At 34.4% G+C, this 21,523-nt stretch carries 12 protein-coding genes; all 12 read left to right on the top strand.

From position 1 onward, the window contains the following. The first annotated feature begins 41 nt into the window (after positions 1-41). The 12 genes from C8C87_RS11010 to C8C87_RS10955 all read left to right on the top strand — a co-directional run bounded on the left by C8C87_RS11010 (position 42) and on the right by C8C87_RS10955 (position 21,522). Positions 42-3,056 (top strand): tetratricopeptide repeat protein, encoded by a 3,015-nt coding sequence (locus C8C87_RS11010; protein ID WP_121342639.1) that lies wholly within the window; start codon positions 42-44, stop codon positions 3,054-3,056. 82 nt (positions 3,057-3,138) lie between these two features. Continuing rightward, positions 3,139-4,002 carry a PhzF family phenazine biosynthesis protein gene (locus C8C87_RS11005; protein ID WP_121343356.1) on the top strand — a complete coding sequence of 288 codons (864 nt, stop codon included), beginning with the start codon at positions 3,139-3,141 and terminating at the stop codon, positions 4,000-4,002. A gap of 48 nt (positions 4,003-4,050) precedes the next feature. Then, the gene (locus C8C87_RS11000) at positions 4,051-5,859 is read left to right on the top strand and encodes a TonB-dependent receptor (RefSeq protein WP_158589744.1); all 1,809 of its coding nucleotides are present in this window, start codon (positions 4,051-4,053) and stop codon (positions 5,857-5,859) included. A 179-nt stretch (positions 5,860-6,038) separates the two neighbouring features. Beyond that, a complete protein-coding gene (locus tag C8C87_RS10995) occupies positions 6,039-6,488 on the top strand; it encodes a hypothetical protein (protein WP_099714638.1) in 450 nt (149 codons plus the stop codon). A 232-nt stretch (positions 6,489-6,720) separates the two neighbouring features. Then, positions 6,721-8,397, top strand: coding sequence for an asparagine synthase B (gene asnB / locus C8C87_RS10990; protein ID WP_121342638.1), 1,677 nt, complete (start codon positions 6,721-6,723; stop codon positions 8,395-8,397). A gap of 175 nt (positions 8,398-8,572) precedes the next feature. Continuing rightward, positions 8,573-10,198, top strand: a complete 1,626-nt coding sequence (locus C8C87_RS10985) for an amidohydrolase (RefSeq protein WP_121342637.1) — start codon at positions 8,573-8,575, stop codon at positions 10,196-10,198. A gap of 195 nt (positions 10,199-10,393) precedes the next feature. Next, positions 10,394-12,010, top strand: coding sequence for an asparagine synthase B (gene asnB, locus C8C87_RS10980; RefSeq protein ID WP_121342636.1), 1,617 nt, complete (start codon positions 10,394-10,396; stop codon positions 12,008-12,010). A 181-nt stretch (positions 12,011-12,191) separates the two neighbouring features. Continuing rightward, positions 12,192-14,135 (top strand): DNA topoisomerase (ATP-hydrolyzing) subunit B, encoded by a 1,944-nt coding sequence (gene gyrB / locus C8C87_RS10975; protein ID WP_099714642.1) that lies wholly within the window; start codon positions 12,192-12,194, stop codon positions 14,133-14,135. A gap of 93 nt (positions 14,136-14,228) precedes the next feature. Further along, positions 14,229-15,164 (top strand): malate dehydrogenase, encoded by a 936-nt coding sequence (gene mdh, locus C8C87_RS10970; protein ID WP_099714643.1) that lies wholly within the window; start codon positions 14,229-14,231, stop codon positions 15,162-15,164. A 226-nt stretch (positions 15,165-15,390) separates the two neighbouring features. Next, positions 15,391-18,363 (top strand): protein translocase subunit SecDF, encoded by a 2,973-nt coding sequence (gene secDF, locus C8C87_RS10965; RefSeq protein ID WP_099714644.1) that lies wholly within the window; start codon positions 15,391-15,393, stop codon positions 18,361-18,363. A 135-nt stretch (positions 18,364-18,498) separates the two neighbouring features. Continuing rightward, positions 18,499-19,113: an acyloxyacyl hydrolase gene (locus C8C87_RS10960; RefSeq protein WP_121343354.1), complete on the top strand. Its 615-nt coding sequence runs from the start codon at positions 18,499-18,501 to the stop codon at positions 19,111-19,113. A gap of 141 nt (positions 19,114-19,254) precedes the next feature. Beyond that, complete coding sequence (locus C8C87_RS10955; protein ID WP_121342635.1) at positions 19,255-21,522, top strand: T9SS type B sorting domain-containing protein; 2,268 nt, start codon at positions 19,255-19,257, stop codon at positions 21,520-21,522. Position 21,523 lies beyond the last annotated feature (1 nt).

Here is a 21,523-nt window from a genome sequence, read left to right as displayed (position 1 = left end):
TTCAGAATATGATACATTTGAATTATTAAAATAAAATCACAATGCGTAAAATTTCTTGGCTCTTCTTTATTCCAATTTTCATTATAACTGCCTCTGTTTCGGCACAAAAATCAACAATTTACACTCACGATTCAAAAGATTTCAATAAAGCGGTTTCTTTATTTAAAGATGCGCAATATGCATCGGCGCAACTAATTTTTAATAAAGTAAAGGAAACAGCGACTACTGAAGAACTAAAATCAGATTGTGCCTATTATGCCGCTAATTGCGCCATTCGAACCAATCAATCCAATGCGGATGAATTGATGGAGCAATTTGTTTCGGATTATCCTACGAGTGTAAAACAAAATCAGGCGTACATTGAAGTGGCACATTATCATTTTAATCAAGGAAATTATCCGCAAGCGTTACAATGGTTTGATAAAGTGGACGAAAGCAGTTTAAGCAGAAACGACCAAGATAAATTCAATTTTCAGAAAGGATATAGTTTTTTTAATGCCAAAAAGAAAAAAGAAGCTACAGTGTATTTGAATAAAGTCGTAAACTCTGCCGAATATGGTTCTCAAGCCAAATATTATTTGGGATTTATGGCGTATGAAGGTGATGATTACAAGCAAGCTACAAAATATTTTGACGAAGTTTCAGGCGAAGAAAAGTACAAAGAAAAGCTTTCGTATTATCAGGCTGACATGAATTTTAAGTTGGGGAATTTCCAAAAAGCAATTGATTTAGGACAGAAAGCAATGGCTAAATCAACTCCTTTGGAAAAATCAGAACTGAGTAAAATCATTGGCGAAAGCTACTTCAATTTGAAACAATATGATAAAGCAATTCCATATTTAGTAGATTATAAAGGAAAAAAAGGAAAATGGAATAATACGGATTTCTATCAATTGGGATATGCGTATTACAAACAAAAAGACTACGAAAACGCGATTTCTCAGTTCAATAAAATCATTGGAGGGAAAGATTTTGTAGCACAAAATGCCTATTATCATTTGGGAGAAAGTTACCTGAATACCGATAAAAAACAACAAGCTTTGAATGCTTTCAAAAACGCTTCTGAAATGGATTTTGATTTGGCTATTCAAGAAGATGCGAGCTTAAATTATGCAAAATTAAGTTATGAATTAGGGAATTCGTATCAAAGTGTACCAGCTGTTTTGCAAGCTTTTTTGAAAAAATATCCAGATAATGCAAGCCGTTCAGAGGTGGAGAAATTATTGATAGATTCTTATATTTCGTCTAAAAACTACAAAGAAGCCTTAGTTTTATTGGAAAAAAATAAATCACCAGAAAACAAATTAGCGTACCAAAAAGTACTTTTTTACAGAGGTTTAGAATTATACACCGATGGGAATTATCCGGAAGCCTTGAAGATGTTCACAAAATCTGTGAGCGAACAAAAAGATGCCGTTTTTACTGCTCGTGCTACTTTCTGGCAAGGTGAAACGGAATATGTTTTGAATGATTTCAAAGACGCGTTATTAAGTTTCAAGCAATTCATTGGTGCAAACCAAGCGGCAACAACACCAGAATTTAAAAACAGCAATTACAATATTGCATACACGTATTTTAAATTGAAAGAATACGACCAAGCGGGTAATTATTTCCAAAATCAAATAGAAAAAGCACCTTCGGATAAAGTACGTTTGAATGATTCGTATTTGCGTTTGGCGGATTGCCGTTTTGTAACTTCAAAATACGGTCCGGCTATGGATGCGTACAGTAAAGTAATAGAATCTAAAAGTGTAGATGCAGATTATGCGTATTTTCAAAAAGCGATTTGCTATGGATTTATAGCAAAAAATGACAAGAAAATAGATGAGCTAAATGCTTTTTTACAATTGTATCCAAAATCAGAATACAGAGACGATGCACTTTTTGAATTGGCCAATACGTATGTTGCCGAGAATCAAAATGATCTTGCGGTAAAAACCTACGACAGATTAAATACGGAATTTAAAAAAGGATCTTTCACTTCCAGATCTATTTTGCGTCAGGGATTAGTGTATTATAATACGGATAAAGACGAGCAGGCATTATTGAAATTTAAGAAAGTAGCTGCTGATTTTCCTCGAACTCCAGAGGCTTTAGAAGCTGTAGCCACCGCTCGATTGATTTATGTGGATAATGGCAGAGTAGATGAATATGCAACTTGGGTTCGTACGTTGGATTTTGTTGCTGTAACAGATGTTGAATTGGATAATGACACGTATGAAGCTGCTGAAAAACAATTTCAACAAAACAATGTTAAACAGGCAATAGCAGGATTTAGTGGTTATATAAACCAATTTCCTCGTGGGATTCATGCTTTGAAAGCTAATTATTATCTTGCTCAATTGTATTATTCTGAAGGTTCGGAGAGTAAATCTATCGCTAATTATGAATATGTAATTGCGCAATCCAGAAGTGAATTTACAGAACAATCGTTATCAAGATTAGCTCAAATTTTCCTTAAAAATAAAGAGTATGAGAAAGCAATTCCGGTTTTATCCCGTTTAGAAAACGAAGCGGATATTTCTCAGAATAAAACTTTTGCACAATCTAATTTGATGAAATCGTATTATGACAAAAAGGATTATCCAAATTCAGTTATTTACGCGGAGAAAGTATTGATGAATCCTAAAACGGATGATAATGTAAAAAGTGATGCGCAAATTATCATAGCGCGTGCGGCAATTGAAACAGGTGATGAAGCGAAAGCGAAAGTTGCCTACGCAAAATTGATGACGATTGCTAAAGGAGAATTAGCTGCCGAAGCCTTGTATTATGACGCTTATTTTAAAAATAAAGACGAAAAATTTGAAGCTTCTAATACTGCTGTTCAAAAATTAGCGAAAAATTATTCCAGCTATAAATATTTTGGTGCGAAAGGATTAGTGGTAATGGCGAAAAACTTTTACGGACTAAAAGACAGTTATCAGGCAACATACATTTTAGAAAATGTAATCCAAAATTTTACTGATTTTACGGATGTAGTTTCAGATGCACAAAGAGAATTGGATACTATAAAAGCTGAGGAATCTAAAACAAATTCATCGATAACTAAATAAAGAAGGCTGTGATTGTATGTTGGAAAACAACAAAAATCGGCATGAAATTTTTAGAATAATGGAAAGTCAAAAAACAAATAGAATGAATTTACCTTTTTACATCGTTGATGTTTTTACAAAGCAAAAATATGCAGGCAATCAATTGGCTGTTTTTTTAGAGGCTGATGCCTTAAGTGACGAACAGATGCAAAAAATTGCCCGTGAAATCAACTTTGCGGAAAGCACTTTTATAACAAAGCTTGACCCTGAAAATAAAGCAGCAACAATTAGAATTTTTACTCCAGAGCACGAAATGAAGTTTGCTGGACATCCAATAATAGGAACATCGTGGGTTTTGATGAATACCATATTTGAAGGCCAACCAGAAAAGATTACGTTATCGGTTCCAATTGGAGAAATTCCAGTGCATCAATCGGGAGATTTGGTTTGGTTGGAGGCGGCTCAACCTCAGTTTTTGGATACTTTTTCAGCAGAAGGTTTTTTATCCTTCAGCAATTTAAGCAGTGCTGATTTTGATGATAAATTTTCCATTCAGGAAGTAAGCACAGGAAGCGCCTTTGTAATTGTCCCTCTGAAAAATAAAAAAGCATTGGAGAATTTAATTCTTGACAAGGATAAAATGAGCGAATGGTTGCATGCACACTGTAAAACTAATCATAGAGCGTTATATTTTTATTGTTTAGAAGATGCAAAACTTATTAGCAGAATGCTATGTGTTGAAAACAATCAACTTATTGAAGATGCAGCAACGGGAAGTGCCAGCACTTGTTTACAGGCTTTTCTTTTAAAATATTATTCACCAGAAATTAAAATGGTCAATCATCAGGGAGATTTTATAAACAGAGCTTCCCAGATTTATTTTGATGGAAAATTAAGTGAAAATCATTTTGATATAAAAATAGGCGGAGAAACGCAATTCATTGCAAAAGGGGAATGGGAAGTTTAAAGATTAAGATTATTAGCGTTAGAAATAAGAAGTAAAAAAAAATAAAACATGACATTTAAACAATTAAACATAAAATCATTCACAAATAAGGCAGCAACTTTTTCGGCTCCCTTTCCTTCGGGGAGAATTGGGTTGGGGATTTTATTCTTCTTCGTATTCCAATTTTCGTTTGCACAAAAGAAAGAGCAAATAGGAACAGAGACCGTAAATGTTGTAAAACCGTATACGCCAAAAATTTCAGACGCTTTCAAAGTAAAAGAAATTCCTGAACTGGATGAAGACGCAAATGCCAAAAAAGAAAAGATAAAATACACGATTTTCTCTTTTCCGGTAGCTTCAACTTTTACACCATCCAAAGGAAAAGCTGAAGGGGTAGAAAAAGAAAAGCAAGCCCATTTGTTTAAAAATTACGCCACTTTTGGAGTGGGGAATTACGGAACCTTTATTGGGGAATTATTCGTGAATCATGATCTTAATGACACAGATTATGTTGGTGGAATGTTTCGTCATCATTCGTCTGAGGGCGGAATCCAAAATATAGCATTAGAGGATGGTTTTTACGATACATCGTTGGACTTGATGTATGGTTCCAATCAAAAAGACGTGTCATGGAATCTTGATTTAGGGTATCAAAACCAAATTTATAATTGGTATGGATTACCTGCAAATTTTGGCAGCACTTTGACTCCTCAAGACAGAATGGTTTTGATTAACGGAATTAATCCTCAGCAAACTTACGGTACGATATCGTTAGGCGGAAATGTAGCATTTAGCGAAAGTATTTTGAACAAAGCAAGTCTGAAATACAATCATTTTTCGGATGCTTCAGGATCTTCTGAAAATCGATTTTATGCAAAGCCGACAGTAGAATTTGATGTAATGGAAAGCGCGGTAAAAACAAATATAATTGTAGATTATGTTAGCGGTAGTTTCAAGAAAAATTATTCAAATACCAATACAGAGCGTGTAAAATATGGTTTTACAAATTTTGGAATTGTTCCCAGTTTTGTAATGCAGGAAGATGATTGGACGCTGAATATTGGAGCTGGTTTGTTTTATAGTATGGATAATGAAAACAGCAACAATACCTTTTTAGTGTATCCACAATTCAATGCTTCTTACAAAGTTGTTGGTGATTTGATGATTTTCTATGCAGGAGCCGAAGGGGATTTAGAGCAAAACTCCTATATGGATTTTGTCAATGAAAATCCATTTTTATCACCAACATTGAATATTGCGTCAACAGATAAGCAGTATGATATTTTTGCCGGATTAAAAGGAAAATTAACCAATACAGTAAGTTATAATATAAAAGCTTCGTATGCAAACGAGAGAAATAAAGCTTTGTTTAGAAGCAATGATTATACTGAAAATGCGGGTAACGAGGATTATGCTTTTGGAAATTCCTTTCAAGTGGTGTATGACGATATGAAAACATTGCGTTTTTATGGAGAACTAAAAGCTGATTTTTCTTCAGCTGTATCTTTTGGAATCAATGGAACTTTCAGTAGTTACACCAATGATTTTCAGCAAGAAGCTTGGAATATGCCAACAATTAAAATAAATTCAAATCTTGATTTCAATATAACTGAGAAATGGTTCGCTGGTGCAAATGTGTTTTACGTAGGCGAGCGTAAAGATATCCAGATAAATACTGATTTTTCAGCGAATGCTGCTCCAGTAACTTTAAAATCTTATTTTGATGTAAACGCAAATGTAGGATTCAAATACAGCGACCGATTGACTGCTTTTGCAAGAGCCAATAATATCACTAATAATGCCTACCAAAAATGGCAGAATTATCCGGTTCAAGGTTTTCAGGTAATTTTAGGAGTGAACTATAAATTTGATTTTTAATTTGTTACTTAACCACAAAGTTCACAAAGAAGATACAAAGACTACAGAAAGTTTAATCATAAAGAAGTCAACCTTTTGTCTTCTTTATGATTAAACTTTTTCTAAATACAGAAACTATAATAAAAAAACTTCGTGAACATTGTGCTTTCTTTGTGAACTTTGTGGTTAAACTTTAAATTATGACTTTCAAGCAAAAAATACATACCCATTATCTACAATTAGTTCAGGATAGAATCGATGTTTTCAAAGACATGATTGTAGCGCTTACCGAAGATTCTAAGAACGATGCCAAAGGTTCTGCCGGAGACAAACACGAAACCGCTTTGTCAATGATGCATATTGAGCAGGAAAAACTCAATCGTAAATTGAGAGAAGTACTGGATCAAAAAACAGTTTTAGATAAAATTGATGCCACTACAATTGCCGAAACCATCATTGTAGGGAGCTTGGTAAAAGCAAACGGAATCTATTTGTACCTGAGTGTGGCGCTTCCTAAAATCAATGTCGAAGGAATCAATATTATCGCATTATCACCGCAATCGCCTTTGGGAAATAAACTCATGGGAAATCAAGAAGGGTTTACTTTTGAGATTAATGGTACGAAGTATTTAGTGGAGAATATTGAATAAAATCTGTTATAATCCGTCCCGAAACTTCGGAAGTTGCATCCGTCTCATTTGCATCCCTTTTTACAATTCTTAACTTCGATTCCTTTTTTATTCTCTTTTAATTACATTTTAAACACAAATGCTAATTTTTGGTTATAATTTATAACTAAAAATAGCATTTGTGTTTTTCAATTAGAACTATAACTCCATCTTTGCCTTATCAAAATAAACAAAACATTAAAAATATATAGTTATGTGCGGAATAGTATGTGCCTTTGATTTAAAACAAAAAGCGGAAGTTTTAAGACCGCAAGTATTAGAAATGTCTAAAATTATCCGTCATCGTGGACCGGACTGGAGTGGAATTTTTAGTAATGAAAAAGCTATTTTGTCTCACGAGCGTTTGGCAATTGTTGATCCTGCGTCAGGGAAACAACCTTTATTTAGTGAAGACAAACAACTTGTTTTAGCTGCAAATGGTGAAATCTATAACCACAGAGAATTGCGTAAACAATTTGAAGGGAAATACAACTTTCAAACTGAAAGTGACTGTGAAGTTATTTTAGCACTTTACAAAGAAAAAGGACCTCATTTTATTGATGAAATGAACGGAATTTTTGGATTTGCCATTTATGATGTAGAAAAAGATGAGTATTTTGTTGCTCGTGATCACATGGGAATTATTCCATTATACATAGGTTGGGATGAACACGGAACTTTTTATGTGGCTTCAGAATTGAAAGCATTAGAAGGATATTGTACCAAAATCCAATTGTTTCCTCCAGGGCATTATATGACGAGCAAAGACGGAGAATTTGTACAATGGTATAAAAGAGAATGGACAGATTACGATGCCGTAAAAGACAACGTAACCAGCATTGACGAAATTAAAGTTGCTTTAGAAGCCGCAGTTCACAGACAATTGATGAGCGATGTGCCTTATGGAGTATTGCTTTCGGGAGGGTTAGATTCTTCTATAACTTCGGCTGTAGCCAAAAAATATGCACAAAAACGTATCGAATCCGGTGATGTTGCTGATGCTTGGTATCCACAATTGCACTCTTTCTCGGTAGGATTAGAAGGTTCTCCAGATTTAGCGGCAGCACAAGTAGTGGCAGATCATATTGGAACTATTCACCATGAAATAAAATTCACTATTCAGGAAGGTTTAGATGCAGTTAAAGATGTGATTTACAACTTGGAAACGTATGATGTGACTACGATTAGAGCATCAACACCAATGTGGTTAATGGCGAGAGTTATCAAATCAATGGGTATCAAAATGGTATTGTCGGGTGAAGGAGCAGATGAACTTTTTGGAGGATACTTGTATTTCCACAAAGCGCCAAACGCAAGAGAATTCCACGAAGAAAACGTACGTAAACTAGGTAAATTACACATGTATGACTGTTTGCGTGCCAACAAAAGTTTAGCAGCATGGGGAATTGAAGGACGTGTGCCGTTTTTAGATAAAGAATTTATGGATGTGGCGATGAGAGTTAATCCACAAGATAAAATGATCAACAAGGAACATCCTATGGAAAAATGGGTAGTTCGTAAAGCTTTTGAAGAAATGCTTCCGCCAAGTGTGGCTTGGAGACAAAAAGAACAATTTAGTGATGGTGTAGGATACGGTTGGATTGATACTTTGAAAGAGGTTGTAGCTGTTGAAATTTCGGATGAACAATTAGCAAATGCTAAATACAAGTTTCCTTTACAAACGCCAACTTCAAAAGAGGAATATTATTACCGTTCTATTTTCCATGAGCATTTTCCAAGTGATGCCGCAGCTTTGTGTGTTCCGCAAGAAGCAAGTGTGGCGTGTAGTACAAAAATTGCATTGGAATGGGATGAAGCATTCAAGAACATGAATGATCCTTCAGGAAGAGCAGTAGCTAGTGTGCATGATGATGCATATGCAAAAGCCTAAACAGTATTGAAATAAGATTTTATAAATAGATAAAAAACGCTCTCCATTTCGAGAGCGTTTTTTTATGGGAACTATTTTTATGGAGAAGGTTACAATTTGAAAAAAATATAATTACGGCATTGTCTAAAATAATTAGGTGGAGTTTTTTTATATTAGCATAACTAAAATGTTTATTATGAGATTTATTACATCATTCCTTGCTTTATTTTTATTGATTTCCTGTGATCAAAAGGATAAGATTTCCGTTGATACGATTATTACAGATGCAACGATTTATTCCATCAATAATTCTTTTGAAAAGGCTTCGGCTATGGCAATTGATAAGGGAAAAATTGTAGCTATTGGTACAAATCGTGAAATTGCAAAACAATATGAATCTAAGAATACGATAGAAGCCGAAGGGAAATTTATTTATCCAGGCTTGATTGATGCGCATTGTCATTTTTACAGCTATGGATTAAGTTTACAGGAAGCTGATTTGCGCGGTACCAAAAGTATGGACGAAATAATTACTCGTTTAAAGGCTTTTCAAAAAGATAAAAATCCAACGTTTATTGTAGGTAACGGTTGGGATCAAAACGATTGGAAAGTAAAAAAGTATCCTACAAAAGCAGAATTAGATGCTGCCTTTCCTGATATTCCTGTTGTATTGAATAGAGTTGACGGGCATGCCATTATTGTGAATAGTAAGGCATTAAAATTAGCTGGAATTACAAAAAACACGAAAGCTGTTGGTGGTCAAATTGAAATTGCAAACGGGGAACCAACAGGAATTTTAGTTGATAATCCGATGGAATTGGTTTTTAAAATAATTCCGAAACCAAATCGTAAAATACAAATAGCTGCTTTATTGGATGCTGAAAAAGTAATGTTTGATTACGGATTGACAACAATAAATGATGCGGGATTAGATCCGGATGTTATTCATTTGATGGATAGTTTGCAAAAAGCAAAATTGATGAAGCTTAATGTTTATGCTATGATTACAGCAAATCAAAAAAATATCGACTTGTATCTAAAAAAAGGAATCTATAAAACCGATAATCTAAATGTCCGTTCCTTTAAAATGTATGGAGATGGCGCTTTGGGTTCTCGTGGTGCTTGTATGCACAAACCGTATTCTGACAAGTCAGACCAATATGGTGCTTTGTTGGCACCGGTTACAGAATTAAAAGAAGTGGCAAGGCAAATTGCGGCTTCGGATTTTCAACTCAATACGCATGCCATTGGAGACTCCGCAAATACGGTGATTTTAAAAATATACAGACAAGTTTTAGAAGGTACTAAAGACCGAAGATGGAAAATTGAGCATGCCCAAGTTTTACGTGAAGCTGATTTTGACTATTTTAAATTCGGGATTATCCCTTCGGTTCAACCTACGCATGCGACATCCGATATGTATTGGGCTGGTGATAGATTGGGGAAAGAAAGGCTGAAAAATGCGTATGCTTATAAAAAATTACTCCAAAAAGCTGGAATGGTAGCTTTAGGAACCGATTTTCCTGTAGAGGAAGTGAACCCGATGCTGACTTTTCATGCTGCAGTTGCAAGGAAAGACAGTAAGGAATACCCAAAAGGTGGTTTCCAGATGGAAAATGCTTTGACTAGAGCCGAAACTTTAAGAGGAATGACCATTTGGGCAGCTTATTCTAATTTCGAAGAAAAAGAAAAAGGAAGTCTGGAAGTGGGTAAATGGGCTGATTTTGTAATGTATGATCAGGATTTAATGAAAGTAGAAGAGCATAAAATAGTAAAAATGAAGCCAACAAGTACGTATTTAAAAGGCAAGAAAGCGAAATAAATAAGAGGATACTTTTTGAGGATTTACAATTGTAATGGAATAATTTTATTAATTGAGTATTTTAATTACACTTTAAATGTAAAATTATTTTTTTTGTTTCAAATTTAAACTAAATAGTGTGTTTGTGTTTTATATTTGTAACTACTATCGCATATTTGTTGAGTTAGAATTGGTAAAAAATAAAAATATAATGTTATGTGCGGAATATTAGCCATTATTGGAAGAGCAAAAGATGAACAGCTAGTTGGGGAACTTTCGAAAAGAATGTCGCATCGTGGCCCGGATGAAAGTGATTTGCATGTTACCGAAAAAGGACATGTTTTGAGCCATGAACGGTTGTCTATAATCGATTTGCATTCCGGAAAACAACCGATACAAGGCACAAAAACGGCCTATATGGTTCATAATGGCGAAATATACAATCATCAGGAATTAAGAGATGGTGTTTTGAAAGAACATACTTTTAGAACTAAATCAGATTCAGAGGTTATTGTGCATTTGTACGAAGAGTTTGGATATGATTTTTGCAATATGTTGGATGGAGATTGGGCTTTTGTAGTAGTTGATGGTGATGATTTTATTGCGGGTAGAGACCCAATGGGAGTAAAGCCGTTGTATTATGGTTTGGATGAAAGAGGAAGAATCTATTTTTCATCGGAAATGAAACCTATTGCAGATCAATGTAAAACATTTTCTACTTTTCCTCCGGGACATTTTTATACTCAAAAAACGGGTTTTGTAAAATATTACAAGCCGGAATATGAAGATTATTTAAAAGCAGACCAAGAATTAGATTTAGAATTAATCAGAGAAACTTTGACTGAAGCGACTCGTAAACGATTGATGAGTGATGTGCCAATTGGGGTGTTGCTTTCTGGAGGATTGGATTCTTCCTTGACCTCGGCAATTGCTTGCAGACTCTTGGCGGAAAGCGGTAAAAAATTACATTCATTCTCGATTGGTTTAGATGCTGATGCTCCGGATGCTGCTGCTGCCAGAAAAGTAGCGGAATATTTAGGAACGGAACATCATGAAATTCACTTTACTATCGAAGAAGGAATTAAAATATTGGACAAACTAATTTGGCATTTAGAAACCTATGACGTGACTTCGGTAAGAGCAAGTACTCCAATGTATTTCTTATCTAAAGCGATTACGGATATGGGAATAAAAGTGGTGCTTTCGGGCGAAGGAGCAGATGAGATTTTTGGAGGATATTTGTATTTTAGAAATGCGCCTTCAACAGAAGATTTTCAAAAGGAAACAATCGAAAGAGTGCAGAAATTATTTACTGCCGATTTATTAAGGGCAGATAAATCAACGATGGCTCACGGATTAGAGGCTAGAGTTCCGTTTTTAGACAAAGCTTTCTTGGAGATGGCAGTTCGTATCAAAGCAGAAGAAAAGATGCCTAAAACGTACGATGGAAAGGAAAAATACATTCTGAGAAAAGCATTTGACACACCGGATAATCCATATCTTCCAGAAGAGGTTTTATGGAGACAAAAAGAACAGTTTTCAGATGGAGTAGGATACAACTGGATTGATCAATTGATTGAATACTGTTCCTCTCAAGTTAGTGATGAGCAATTAGCCGGAGCTGCTGCTGAATTCCCATACAATTCCCCTGCAACTAAAGAAGCGTATTTTTACAGGTCTATATTTAATAAATATTATCCGCAAGTTAGTGCGGCACAAACGGTTAGAAAGTGGATTCCGAAATGGCAAGAAAATCAGGATCCAAGCGGAAGAGCCAATGCAGCGCACGTTCAGGCAGATACCGAAATTGCTAAAACAGGAGTTACGGTTTAAAATATTAAATTGATTTTGCAGGAATAGAAAACGCTCTCGATTTTGAGAGCGTTTTTTTTGTGGTTATATGAACAAATGTTAATAACTTAAGAGCTTAAAAAGGGATTTTAACGGTTATATAATTTGCGTTTTTATATATTTGCGTGTTAGACAAAAATTACATTTTTTTAGAATAAAATATATGAGCGAAGAAATCAAGAAGGACAATTATTCAGCGGATAGTATTCAGGCATTAGAGGGAATGGAGCACGTAAGAATGCGTCCATCAATGTATATTGGAGATGTAGGTGTTCGAGGACTACACCATTTAGTTTATGAGGTTGTAGATAACTCTATTGATGAGGCAATGGGAGGTCATTGTGATACCATCAGAGTCGATATAAATGAAGATGGGTCTATTTCTGTTGAAGATAATGGACGTGGTATCCCGGTTGGTATTCATAAAAAAGAAGGTGTTTCGGCATTGGAGGTTGTAATGACTAAAATTGGTGCCGGAGGTAAATTTGATAAAGATTCGTATAAAGTTTCTGGAGGACTTCACGGTGTTGGGGTTTCTGTTGTAAATGCTTTGTCCAATCATTTGAGAGCTACCGTTCACAGTAGTGATGGAAAAGTATACGAACAAGAATACGAAAAAGGAAAAGCGTTGTATCCGGTTAAACAAATTGGAGAAACGTCTAAAAGAGGTACAATCGTAACTTTTTATCCTGATCCAAGTATTTTTACCCAAACGATAGAGTATTCATATGATACTTTGTCAGCTCGTATGCGTGAATTGTCTTTTTTGAATAAAGGAATTACAATCACTTTTACAGATAAAAGAGAATTAGATAAAGACGGAAATTTTGTTTCTGAAATTTTTCATTCTGATGAAGGTTTAAAAGAATACATCCGTTATTTAGATGGAAATCGTGAGCCAATTATTGCACACGTTATTTCTATGGACCATGAAAAAGGAGAGATTCCGGTTGAAGTTGCGTTAATTTATAACACAAGTTATACCGAAAATATTTTCTCTTATGTGAATAATATCAACACACATGAAGGAGGAACGCACTTGCAAGGTTTCAGAACTGGTTTGACCAGATCATTAAAGAAATATGCAGATGCTTCTGGAATGTTGGATAAGTTGAAGTTTGATATTTCAGGTGATGACTTCCGTGAAGGATTGACGGCTATTATTTCGGTAAAAGTTGCTGAACCACAATTTGAAGGACAAACTAAAACAAAACTGGGGAACAGAGAAGTTGTTTCTCCGGTGAGTCAGGCAGTGAGTGAAATGATTGAGAATTATTTGGAAGAAAATCCAAATGATGCCCGTATCATCGTTCAAAAAGTAATTCTTGCAGCACAAGCACGTCACGCAGCCAAAAAAGCGCGTGAAATGGTACAACGCAAAACCGTAATGGGTGGCGGTGGATTGCCAGGAAAACTTTCTGATTGTTCGGAACAAGATCCTGCAAAATGTGAAGTATATCTTGTCGAGGGAGATTCGGCAGGTGGAACGGCTAAACAAGGTCGTGACCGTGCGTTTCAAGCTATTTTGCCATTACGTGGTAAGATTTTGAACGTAGAAAAAGCAATGCATCACAAAGTTTTTGAAAACGAAGAGATTCGAAATATATTTACTGCTCTTGGTGTTACAATTGGAACTGCCGAAGATAGTAAAGCGTTGAATATTGAAAAATTGCGTTACCATAAAGTAATTATTATGTGTGATGCCGATGTCGATGGTAGCCACATTTCTACTTTAATCTTGACATTCTTCTTTAGATTCATGAAAGAATTAATCGAAGAAGGTCACGTATATATTGCAGCACCACCTTTATATTTAGTTAAAAAAGGAAACAAGAAAGAATACGCCTGGAATGACGTACAACGTGATCAAGCGAATGAAAGAATGGGCGGAAGCGCAGGAATCCAACGTTACAAAGGTCTTGGGGAGATGAACGCGGAGCAATTGTGGGAAACTACAATGGATCCAAGTTTCAGAACTTTACGTCAGGTAACTATTGACAGTTTGGCGGAAGCCGATAGAGTTTTCTCTATGTTAATGGGTGATGAGGTACCACCAAGAAGAGAATTTATTGAGAAGAATGCAGTTTATGCTAATATTGATGCATAACGTAGTATAATCGTTTGCTTTTTGTTAGAATAAATTACGATTAACACCATAGAGATTAACCAAATTAACTAATAACCGAATAAACTTTAAAATATGAAAGTTACCATTGTAGGAGCAGGAAATGTAGGTGCGACCTGTGCAGATGTAATTTCTTATAGAGGAATTGCCAGCGAAGTAGTGTTGTTAGATATCAGAGAAGGTTTTGCTGAAGGTAAAGCTTTAGATATTATGCAGTGTGCTACTAATACGGGTTTTAATACCAAAGTATCAGGCGTTACTAATGATTATTCTAAAACCGCTGGAAGTGATGTAGTTGTGATTACATCAGGAATTCCAAGAAAACCAGGTATGACTCGTGAAGAATTAATAGGTATTAATGCAGGAATCGTGAAAACGGTTGCTGAAAACGTATTGAAACATTCACCGGATACTATAATAGTTGTAGTTTCTAATCCTATGGATACTATGACTTATTTAGCATTGAAATCTACTGGATTGCCAAAAAATAGAATAATAGGTATGGGAGGAGCATTAGACAGCTCTCGTTTCAGAACGTATTTGTCTTTGGCTTTAGATAAACCTGCAAATGATATTTCAGCAATGGTTATTGGTGGACATGGTGATACTACTATGATTCCTTTGACAAGATTGGCTTCTTATAATGGAATTCCGGTTTCTCAGTTTCTATCAGAAGAACAATTACAAAAAGTAGCTGCAGATACAATGGTAGGTGGTGCTACACTTACGGGTCTTTTAGGAACATCAGCTTGGTATGCTCCGGGTGCTTCAGTTGCTTTCTTAGTTGACAGTATTTTGAATGACCAAAAGAAAATGATCGCTTGTTCCGTTTTTGTTGAAGGAGAATACGGTCAAGATGATATCTGTATAGGTGTTCCTTGTATTATTGGTAAAAATGGAGTAGAAGAAATTCTTGATATTAAGCTCAATGAACAAGAAAAAGCCTTATTTGCTAAAAGTGCTGATGCCGTTAGACAAATGAATGATGCCTTAAAATCGATTTTAGCATAAAAAAATACATATATAATAAGGAAGACTGCTAATATGCAGTCTTTTTCTTGAGATTAATTAATAAATAAATTGGTTAATCTTAACGTTAATTATATATTTGCTCGGTTTAAAAAAATGATGTAGTTCGAGATATTCTTTTTTGAAATTAAAAAATCGATGTCAAGTCTTATTCTATAAGGTTTAAAGCAAAAATAAATAAATAAAAAATAATTAATTTTTAGTAATAATGCAGAATAAAGGACTTATTAAATTTTTCGCAATTCTATTTGCATTGGTAAGTATTTACCAACTTTCTTTCACTTTTGTCGCGAGCAAAGTAAAAAGTGATGCAAAATCTTTTGCAGGTGGAAATCCTGAAAAAGAAGTAAAATATTTAGATTCTATTGGTAAAGAAAAAGTATTTAATCTTGGTTTTACCGATTTTACATTCAATGAAGTTAGTGACAAACAAATCAATAAAGGTCTTGACTTAGAAGGTGGTATCAATGTTATACTTCAAATATCTGTAAAGGATATTTTAAAAGGATTATCGAATAATTCTAAAAACCCAATTTTCAATAAGTCTTTGGCTGATGCTACTGCAAATCAAAAAGGAAATCAATCGTATCTAGATGCTTTTTATGATGCTTTTGATGAAAATTCAAAAGGAACTGTAAAATTAGCATCTCCTGATATTTTTGCAAACAGAAGCTTGCAAGGTGAAGGTGGAGTTGATTTTCAAATGACAGATGCACAAGTAAAAAAGGTTATCTCCAGAAAAGTAGATGAGTCTGTAGAAAGTGCTTTTGGTGTTTTAAGAAAACGTATTGATAAATTTGGTGTAACACAACCTAATATTCAAAAATTAGGAGAATCTGGAAGAATCCTTGTGGAACTTCCTGGTGCAAAAGATGTAGATAGAATTAAAAAATTATTACAAAGTACAGCTCAATTAGAGTTTTGGGAAACGTATAAAATTGAAGAAATTGGTAATTTCTTAATGGCTGCTAATGAGTCATTGAAAAAAACTGAAATCAAAACTACTGAAGTAAAACCAGTTGTAAAAGATTCTTTAAGTGCATTACTTACAGATGAAAAAGATTCAACTGCTACTAAAAAAGGAGAAAATCCTTTGTTTGATAAAATCATTGGTCAAGGTGGAGGTCCAGTTTTAGGGCTTTTCTCTCCAAAAGATACTGCCGTAGTAAACGGATATTTGAAAAGAGCAGATATTAGAGTTTTATTAGCAGGTGACCAACGTTATGCAAAATTTGTTTGGGGTAAACCAATGACTATTAAAGATGCTAAAGCAAAAAGTGTTGATGCTGTAGAATTATACGCTTTAAAAGGGAACAGAGACAATGTTCCTTCTATGAGTGGTGGTGTTGTTACTGATGCAAAAGATACATTTGACCAAATGGGTAAACCAGCGGTTTCAATGCAAATGAATGGTCAAGGAGCAAAATCTTGGGAAGAATTAACAGGTAGAGCATATACTCAAAAAAGCAATATTGCTATTGTTTTGGATGATGTGGTTTATTCTGCACCGGGAGTATCTACAGGTCCAATTTCTGGTGGTAGATCTGAAATTTCAGGAGCTTTTGATGTTACAGAAACTAAAGATTTAGCGAATGTTTTAAGAGCAGGTAAACTTCCTGCTGCTGCAGATATTGTTCAATCAGAAGTGGTAGGACCATCCCTAGGGCAAGAAGCTATTGATAATGGTACTAATTCTGCTTTGATAGGATTGCTTTTAGTATCACTTTGGATGATGATATATTATGGTAAAGCAGGTTGGTATGCTAATGTAGCGTTAGCGGTTAACTTACTTTTCTTATTCGGAATTTTAGCAAGTATCGGAGCAGTTCTTACATTGCCAGGTATTGCAGGTATCGTTTTAACAATGGGAACAGCAGTTGATGCGAATATCATTATTTACGAAAGAGCAAAAGAAGAATTACGTTCAGGTAAAACATTAGAGGAAGCCATTAAGACTTCTTACAGTTGGAGAGGTGCAATGTCATCAATTACTGATGCTAACGTAACGCATATTTTAACAGGAGCGGTATTGTTTATTTTTGGTTCAGGACCAATTAAAGGTTTTGCTACTACATTATTGATTGGTATTGTAACTTCATTATTTACCTCTATTTTCATTGCAAGAATCTTCATTGATTGGAACATAAGTAGAAAGAATAATTTGACGTTTGTTACGAATTTCTCTAAGAATATGTTTAACAACTTTCACTTTGATTTCTTAGGAGTAAAAAAATGGACATATTTGTTTTCTAGTGTTGTAGTTGTTATAAGTATTATTTCATTGGCAACAAATGGTTTAGATCAAGGGGTTGATTTTGTAGGAGGAAGAACATTCCAAGTGCGTTTTGAAAAACCAATTGAAACTGAAGCTGTAAAAGCGGAGTTAGCTAAAGTTTTTGATGGTAGCGCTGAAGTAAAAGTTTTTGGTAGTGATAATCAATTAAAAATCACAACAAAATATAAAGTTCAGGAGCCAGGAATTAAAGCTGATGAAGAAGTGAATAAATTGTTGTTTGCTACTTTAAAACAACATTTTTCAGCAGATATGACGTATGAGAAATTTGTAAATGCTTATGATGGTAAAAAATCAGGTATTTTACTAGCATCTAAAGTTGGTCCAACAGTTGCAGAAGATATTAAAACAAATGCATATTGGGCAGTACTTGGAGCAATGGCTATCGTATTTTTATACTTGATGATCAGTTACAGAAAATGGCAATATAGTTTAGGTGCAATTGCAGCTATTGCGCATGATGTTGTTTTTGTATTAGGAATTTACTCTTTGTGTTATAAATTTATGCCTTTTGGTATGGAAATCGATCAGCACTTTATCGCTGCGATTCTAACGGTTATTGGGTATTCTATGAATGATACTGTTATTGTATTTGATAGAGTTAGAGAGTATTTAGCAGGTAAAACTAAAGGTACTTTTGCTGAGATTGTAAATCAATCTATTAATACAACAATGTCCAGAACAATCAATACTTCATTAACAATGATCGTGGTTTTATTAATCATGTTTGTTTTTGGAGGAGAATCTATCAGAGGATTTATATTCGCTATGTTAGTGGGTATTATCGTAGGAACATATTCTTCATTGTTTATTGCTACTCCGGTACTTGTAGATACAATATCTAAAGAGGATAAAAGCAAGGTAGAAAAAGCACATCAAGAAAGCTAAATGAGCTTTTTACATAAATTTTTAAAAGAGATTCAGCGAAAGTTGAATCTCTTTTTTTTTAATACATAATGTCAATTTTAAGTTTTTATTTGTAATTTAATGGTAAAGAAATATATTGGCTATAAACTAAATTTCATGTGTAAAAAAATAATTTTTATTTTAATTTTTGTCTTTAGTTATCAAACATTTTATGCGCAAGATACATTGAGTAAAGTAAAATTAGGTTTGGGTTATGGCTTTGGAACTGAATTAAAAAATAGCGATTATACGTATACAAACAGTTATTATAAACTACAAGTATACTATACCGTAAAACAAACAAAACATTTTCAATATGAAATCTTGTTGCAACCAGAACTAAACTTTGCGAAACATCAACTATTAAATTTTTATTTTGTTAAGCCTGATGACCCCAATTATATTGAAAAAAGAGAAAGATATACCAAGTTAAAAGATATAAAAGAATATGTTTTAAATATTGGTTTTTTGATGCGTAAACCAGTTTTTAAAACAGCAAGTATTTATATTCTAGGTAGTATTGGGCCTATGTTTACTGACACAGAGACAGAGCGATTGTCAAAAGGATTTGCTTTTTCAGATGTGCTAGCTTTAGGTTTTACTTTTAAAATAAATAAAATAACAGTTGACATAAGGCCAAATTTTCGTCATGTGTCCAATGCAGGATTGCAAGGTTCAAATTCAGGTTATAATACTAAAAATATTGATTTTGGTTTTTCATTTCCTTTATAGAATTACTTCTGAATTTTCTATGTTATGTATAATCTATTAATATCTATGAACTTATAGATTATGAAAGTATAAAATTTATATATTTACTAAATATTTGTTAAAGCTCGCTGTTTTTTTGATGAAATTAAAACCTAACTAATAATGGAAAAATTTATTAAGTCTTTCGTTTTTATTTTTTTAATTACAATTTTGTCTAATTCAATTCTTCATGCTAAAAATAGCAGCATTGGTCTTGAAAACAAGAGCCTTGGATTAGTTAAGAGTGGCTCGATTTTTACTTTAAAAACAAGTTCTAATTCTAAGGATGCTTTACTATTTCTTATATCTAGAAATGAAAATTCAGATATTTTAGCTTCGCCACCAACAGTTACTACTCCTGTTTATTATTGTCAAAATGCTGTAGCAACTGCATTGACGTCCACAGCATCTTCCGGAGGAACATTAAATTGGTATGGTACAAACGCAACTGGGGGAACGGCATCAGCTACCGCACCAACTCCCTCAACAGCTACCGTCGGAACTACTTCTTATTATGTTAGTGAAACTGTAGGAGGTGTTGAAAGTACTCGTTCAAAAATTGATGTTATTGTAGTTGCTAATAATGCAGCCACTATTCTTAATTTCAGATGTGACGCTTCGCAAATTTTACCAGCTGATAGAGCTTCTTCTGTATTTTTTGATTGGTCTAATAATCCTCTGATTTCTAATTCGTATAATTACACCTATACAATTCAAGGTGGCTCTCCTGTAACCGGAAGTACAGGTGTTTCTCATTTTCAAGTATTTAATATGTTACCAGGGCAATCTGCAACATTAACATTGTCTTCAGCTACACATCCTTGTGTGCCTCCACAAACTATCACTTGTAGTGTGCCTTGCGGAACTTCAACAGTAACTCCTAATTTTCCTGCTATTGCTCCTTTTTGCACTGGAACTCCAGCACCGTTACTAGGTCCTACATCTCCAAATGGAATCACAGGAACTTGGTTGCCAGCAATAATAAGCAATACGACTAGCGGAAGTTATGTATTTACTCCAAATTCAACTTTGTTTCCATGTGCTACCACACAAACTTTGAATGTAATCGTTACCCCATTGGTAACACCAACTTTTACGGGTATTCCAACTACAGTTTGCCAAAATGCGACTGCGCCAATCTTGCCAACAACTTCAAATAATACACCGGCTATTTCAGGTTCTTGGAGTCCAGCTACAGTTAATACGGCAGTTTTAGGTCCAGTTACTTATACTTTTACACCTAATACAGGACAATGTACTTCAGTAACTCCTACAAGAGTCACAATAGATATTGTACCGGTTGTTACGCCAAATTTTGCAAGTATTCCACCGTTTTGTTCTGGAACTACCGCACCACTTTTGGTAAATACATCTCCAAATGGTATTGTTGGTACATGGGCTCCATCAACGATTAGTAATACTGTTAGCAGGAACTATGTTTTTACACCAAATCCAAATCAATGTGCGACTACACAAACATTAAGTGTGACGATTATACCAAAAGGAACACCTAATTTTCCCGCAATAGCCCCATTTTGTTCAGGGTCTACTGCGCCAATATTAGCAACAACTTCTCCTAATGGAATCACAGGAACTTGGTCGCCATCAACAGTTAGTAATACAACTAGCGGAAGTTATGTTTTTACGCCAAATGCATCTGAATGTGCCAATAGCCAAACATTAGCAGTTACTGTTACTCCTCTTGTTCAGCCTAATTTTTCTAATTTTTCAATCTGTATGGGAGGTATACCGCCTATTTTGAATACTACTTCTCCAAATGGAATTTCAGGAACTTGGTTGCCTGCAATTGTTAACAATATGGCAAGTGGTGCTTATGTTTTTTCTCCAAATTCAAATCAATGTGCCACTTCACAAACAATTAATGTTACTGTGACTCCCTCAAATACCCTTTTAGATGTAGATTGGACAGTTTCTGAGGCTTTTGCGAAAAATCAAATAGTTACAGTTATCGCTACAGGAACTGGCGATTATTTGTATCAATTAGATGATGGACCATTTCAGGAAAGCCCCGTTTTTGAATATGTTTCTTTAGGAACTCATTCCGTTACTGTTATAGACAAAAATGGCTGTAGTCCGCCAATAACTAGAACTAATGTTTTAGTAATCAATTATCCTAAGTTTTTCACACCAAATGCTGATGGGTATAATGATACTTGGAATGTTTTTGCTTTGCAAGACCAATTAAATTCAAAAATTCTAATATTTGATCGTCATGGTAAATTTTTAAAAGAAATTTTTCCAAATGGCACGGGGTGGGATGGAACTTACATTGGACAGCCAATGCCAGCCAATGATTATTGGTTCAGTATTGAGTACACTGAACAAGATATTCCTAAGAAATTCAAATCTCATTTCTCATTAAAAAGATAAT

This window comes from Flavobacterium sp. 120 (assembly GCF_003633605.1).
Classification (GTDB): Bacteria; Bacteroidota; Bacteroidia; order Flavobacteriales; family Flavobacteriaceae; genus Flavobacterium; species Flavobacterium algoritolerans.
Note: the sequence above shows the minus strand (reverse complement) of the source record. Positions and strands in the feature narration are given on the sequence as shown.